Annotated in this window: 2 protein-coding genes and 1 pseudogene; 1 reads left to right on the top strand and 2 read right to left on the bottom strand. The window is 53.3% G+C overall.

Annotated features, from left to right (window positions below):
- A partial coding sequence (locus QZ506_RS01440; RefSeq protein ID WP_291968549.1) for a transposase occupies positions 1–317 on the top strand: 317 nt, incomplete at its 5' end.
- Between the two features lie 84 nt (positions 318–401).
- Here the strand turns inward: QZ506_RS01440 and QZ506_RS01435 are convergent.
- Both QZ506_RS01435 and QZ506_RS01430 read right to left on the bottom strand, forming a co-directional pair.
- A pseudogene (locus tag QZ506_RS01435) lies at positions 402–2,519 on the bottom strand (TonB-dependent siderophore receptor).
- A gap of 148 nt (positions 2,520–2,667) precedes the next feature.
- Entirely contained in the window at positions 2,668–3,657 is a 990-nt protein-coding gene (locus tag QZ506_RS01430) for an AraC family transcriptional regulator (RefSeq protein ID WP_291968547.1), read from the bottom strand.
- Between the last annotated feature and the right edge of the window lie 525 nt (positions 3,658–4,182).

Genomic DNA, 4,182 nt, shown 5'->3' with positions numbered 1-4,182 from the left:
GTTACCCTGATTACCGACAGAGAATCCATGTAATACTGGACGGTGCGGGTTATCACCGAACCCAATTGATTAAGGATTGGGCCTTTGTCGTGAACATAGAGCTTCACTATTTACCGCCTTACAGTCCGAATCTGAACGCGATAGAACGCCTGTGGAAAGTTATGAATGAGCATGCACGGAATAATCGCTATTTTGAAAACAACCGCGATTTTCGGGATGCAATATTCAATTTTTTCACCAATACGCTACCAGAAATAGCGGACTCGCTGACGTCCAGAATTCACGATCGTTTTCAGGTGCTCAAACCTGCATCTTGAGGTTTATTGGGTATATAGGCGTTATCATCCAGAAAAAGCGCGGAATTAGAAACTCCCCCAACAGGTGCAGGGGGAGGAAAGCGATCAGAAAGCGTAAGACAGGCTGCCGACTACGCTGCGCTCTGCGCCGAAGTAGCAGTAATCCAGTGAATTACAGGCACCGATATAGCGTTTGTCCGTCAGGTTATTGACGTTCAACTGCGCGCTCAGCCCCTTTAAGCACACCGCCATATCCACCAGCGTGTAAGACGGTAACGTATGAGTGTTAGCGCGATCACTCACCACGCCGTTCACATAGCGCACACCGCTCCCCAGCGTTAAGCCATCCAATATGCCGCTCGTGACGTCGTAGCTCACCCAAGCACTGAGCTGGTTGCGCGGCGCATACACGGCGCGCTGACCTTGCTCGCTGGCGATACCGCTCTTCTTGTAGCGAATGTCGTTATAGCTGTAAGCCGCCTGAATACTGAGGTTATCAGTAATATGGGTTAACGCTTCCAGTCCTACCCCTTCCGATTCAATCTCACCAATGGCCCGGTAAGGATCGCTCTGCTGGGTTTTCGTCGCCACGTTGGTCTGGTTGATGCGATACAGAGAGACGCTGTATTGATCCTGCGTACCAACGGGTTGATACTTCAACCCGGTTCCCCACTGTTTGCCTTCCATCGGTTTGAGCAGGTCACCGCTGGCATCGGTAAAGTCGGTGGGCGTAAACGCCGTGGGGTAGCTGATGTAAGGTGCAACGCCGCTATCAAACAGGTAAAGCAGCGCCGCACGTTCGCTGAAATGGCCTTGGTCCAGTTCGCTACGCGCCTCGGTAGTTTGGTTGGTGCTTGAGATTTTAACAGTGTCATAACGGCCACCCAGCGTCAGACGCCAGCGCTCGAGGGAAATCTGATCTTGCGCGTAGAAGCCGGTTTGTTGCAGCTTGTGCCTTTCACGGGTAGGCGCATACCAGTCGAGCGCACCCGCACCGTACACCGGGTTGAAAGCATTGAGGTTAAGGAAAATCCCTGTAGGCCAGTTGACGTCATTTTGACGCTGCTGATAATCCATCCCCACCAACACCCGGTGATTCAGTACGCCGGTGTCAATGCTGCCATCCAGTTGGTTGTCCAGCGTCCACGCTTTGAGTTTTTCACGCGCCCCTTGATAGTAGCGGTTCAGCTCATCGCTATTCCCCGACCAACCGTAACCATAGACCTGATCCAGATGCACCCGGCTTTGCAAATAATGCACTTTCTGACGCACCGACCAACCGCTGTCAAAATTGTGCTCAATGTTGTAACCGACCATATTCTGGCGATGATCGTATTTCTCGACGTTCTTCTCGCCATCGTAGAAGCCGTTTGAGATATAGCGTCCATTGTGCGGTACCACCGAACCTTCATACGGAACACCCGAGTGGCTGCCCCCTTCCGGATCGCGATGCAGATACGCCATCAGATCCAGACGGGTTTTATCGCTGATGCGCCAGGTCAAACTGGGCATCAAGGCGTAGCGCTCTTCTTTGGTGGTGAACTGCGTATCCGCTATACGCACGATCCCGCCGAGGCGGAATGCCACGCGGTCGTCATCGTCCAACGGGCCGGTCAGATCAAAGGCGGCACCTCGCTGTGCATTATTCCCTGCGAACAGTTTGATTTGTCCTCTTTGCTCAAAGGCCGGGCGGCGAGAACTCAGTGCCACGATTCCTCCCGGAGAAGCGCGCCCATACAGCACCGAGGCCGGGCCACGCACCATTTCTATACTTTCAAGGAATCAAGGGTCCACCACCAGTGAGCTGTGCGAATTGGTATCCCCCATAATTTTCAGCCCATCGAGGAACACGTTATCCAGACTGCCGTCGGAAAAACCACGCATCACGATGTAATCAAAGCGGTTGGTGCCACCTACCTGATTGTTGTACAAACCTAGCGTATAGCCCAACGCCTGACGCACATTGGTTGCGCCCTGCTGTAGCATCTGTCCGCGCGTAACAATGGAAATAGACTGCGGCGTTTCAATATCGGGCGTTGCCAGCTTGGTGGCCCCGCTCTGCACCTGAGAGGTGACAATCAGCGTATCCGGTTTGTTCGTTGCCGCACTGTTCGTTGTCGAATTGTCCGTTGCTGAATTACCGTTATCCTGCGCGAGAGCGCTTCCGGCAAACCCGCTTGCCAGATAGCCGACCATCAGCGCCAACTGTGTTTTTCTCAACATGCCCTTCTCCGCCTCACCTGAACTTATAAATGCGAATTATTACCGTTTTCATGCAAGAGCAAGCTATGCGCGCTGACGGGTTACGTATGCGCAATGACAAAGGTGCGCGTGACAGGGAACCACGGGTGGAATAAACCAGACTTAAGCGCTATGTACGCCGCTGGGAGAAAGGGACATCGCTGGGAGCGATGCCGTAGTGGAGCCGAAAGGCGGTAGCCAGATTAGTGGAATGTTGATATCCCGACATCCAGGCAGCCTGCTGGACCGGGTGGCCCTGTTCCAGCAAACGGTAGGCCAACGCCAATCTACTGTTGCGCAGGAAATCAAATACCGAAATCCCGTAGGCGTGCCGGAATTTATTGCGCCGGCTGGTCGGACTCATAGCGGCCTGTTGTGCTAACGCCGTCAGGGTGTAGGGTTTTTCCGGATGCAGTTGTAACTGATCGCGCAACGCATCCAACCGCCGCCGCTCACTGAGTGGCACGGTCATACGCCCTTGCTGGCCGACGGGATCAAGCGCTAGGCCATGACCCAGCAGTTGCAGCATCGCGCCTTCCAGCATCAACTGGCGCGCTAGGCTTTCACTCGAAGGGGATAACGCTTGCTGCAAGCCCGCCAGCAGGTAATCGGGCACTTGCCATACAAAGGCCGCGTTCTCTCGGCATTCCCACTGATGCAGTAACGCAGAGAGCAGCGGGGGGAGTTGCAACTGGCCGGGATGAATACCCAACGCCAAGGTGCGCAACGGATGATCGACCGCGTGACGCACATGCATCACCTCCTGCTCCCCAAGTCGGGTACTGAAGGCAATGCCCGCACGCACCACAAATTCCCGCTGGTTCACCCGCAGGTTGATATAACCGCCCAGCACCACCAGCGTGTAGAGCGGTGAACCTTGCAGCGACGTGGACTCATAAGGTTGCATCACGCGCACATCGGAACTGGTCAGGATGATACCGGACGAGAGAACCATCTCTTCCACATGGCCTTGTACTACCACGCGCTGCGCTTTACGCCGGTCGCGGCTGGAGACCAGCTCAGGGAAGCGGTAGTCGATCCCGTAGCGTTCGCCAAAGGCAAAGAAGTCATCAACAGAAAACTGGCGTTCGGGCAGCGAGGGGGAGTAGGCGTTCATCATCGCCAGGGTCCACCGTCAGGCCAGCGCGGCTGGGGAAATGGTCGAGGGGGAATACCACAGGCTTTACCTTAACACTTGCAGAAAACCGCTTCAACAAAGACGATAACAATTCTCATTAAATTCTGTAACGTGACTTTCTGTCTTTACCGTGCGCACACATGCTCACCACCGCTCACAAAACGGCAAACCCCAGCGGGGCGTAATACATAAAGTCATTATTTTCCGCTATCGCAATTCCCAGAACAGTGATCTGATGAGTTATCAATACGATGATATGAAATAAGACGTATAAACAGTGAACTAATATGCCGCAAAACACCGTCATGGTGTAAAAGGAAGAAGTGAGCTTTCTAACCAAAAAATACGAAGGAATAAGTGATATAAGGGGCTTTGTTGAATAAATAGAACTTTTGGGTAATCATCGGAGCAGATCACCACAGTTGTTTCAAAATCAGGTCTCCATGGCAAAACAAAATTTTAAAATCACCAACTGGCCCTCTTATAACAAGGCCCTAAAGCAGCGCG

The organism is Candidatus Symbiopectobacterium sp. (assembly GCF_020054415.1).
GTDB lineage: Bacteria > Pseudomonadota > Gammaproteobacteria > Enterobacterales > Enterobacteriaceae > Symbiopectobacterium.
Note: the sequence above shows the minus strand (reverse complement) of the source record. Positions and strands in the feature narration are given on the sequence as shown.

What these genes read in the sequence shown, in the direction of transcription:
- QZ506_RS01430 (WP_291968547.1), bottom strand. Translation starts at nt 3,657, where the DNA reads ATGATGAACGCCTACTCCCCCTCGCTGCCCGAACGCCAGTTTTCTGTT.